Source organism: Olsenella sp. Marseille-P4559, from assembly GCF_900605015.1.
Classification (GTDB): Bacteria; Actinomycetota; Coriobacteriia; order Coriobacteriales; family Atopobiaceae; genus Tractidigestivibacter.
The window spans coordinates 312,904-313,983 of record NZ_LR027573.1; the positions used below are offsets into that span (position 1 = coordinate 312,904).

A 1,080-nucleotide genomic window follows, 5' to 3' on the forward strand; every position below is an offset into this window, starting at 1 on the left:
GTGATGTATCCTTCTCCATATGGCGGATCCTTCCCTTCCTTGTCTCAGCAACTCAGAAGGTTAGAGGGACCCGCCTCTTCTTTCCAGATGGCATTCCGCAGCCTGGACCCACAAAAACATTACGCCGTCCAGCTAAGCTCGCAGGAGCAGAACACATTGAACTGATCGTTTCGCTCGACCGTATCGGCCATCCCATCTCAGTAAGAACACCACCCCTGCGACGTGGGGGATGGGAGCGTGTCTTCTTTTACTTCGCGGGTCCTAGCGCGAATGTCATGCTACTTTGTATTGCCATCTTAGTAATGGAAAGTCTAGCGGACATCTACGCTCTAGTACACAGCGAGCTTCTAATGGCTGTCATCCGACTTATCTGTGGGGAGACAGCAGCGGTGAATTTCGGACTCGCCCTCGTCAACCTGCTACCTACAGGATATTCGGATGGACAACACTTGCAAAAGTCCCTTCGTGACGCCATACGTACATGTCGTGCTTCTCAGGGAATACATAAATTGAAATAATTTTAGGCTACCTATAAATTTCCGATGGCAACCTTGGGTAAAGTGTCCTCCATTGTTCTTCTTACCGTGGCTAAAGGTCCTATCGCCGGGCTGACGTTTACTCCAGCGATGCATCGATAGACGCCCGAAGGAAGCATACACCCAGCCCAATCCCCACAAGCACCGATATGATAACGGTACTATTGATGCCGTTCATGCCAAAGCTTGTCTCAAGCGGCACCATCGATACCAGACAGACAACAAAGGCACCAGCGTTCATTATAAGAACCCCACGCATGCAACGGGCAATGACCAGAGAATCGGTAAGGAACCAGACAAGGGCAATCTCACCTGTGCTCACCATCACCAAAGGGAAGAGGTAGGTGTATTCCTCGATGCTCGTACCATAGACAAACCGGAGAAGGAGCACTCCTACAAACGAGAGCACCACAATCAGATCGTGTCGCGAAAGTTGGTGTAAGCCCAAAAACGGGTCGTTGATGGGCATCTGAACAAAGGTGTGGTCACCGTCCTAGAATTCGTACTGCCTAAGGTAACGGATTCGAGGAAAGGACGATGGCCA

General features: G+C 50.6%; 1 protein-coding gene. It reads right to left on the reverse strand.

Going from position 1 to position 1,080, the window contains the following annotated elements:
* Positions 1–615: 615 nt before the first annotated feature.
* Complete coding sequence (locus tag E0E00_RS01425) at positions 616–948, reverse strand: hypothetical protein (protein ID WP_130810731.1); 333 nt, start codon at positions 946–948, stop codon at positions 616–618.
* Between the last annotated feature and the right edge of the window lie 132 nt (positions 949–1,080).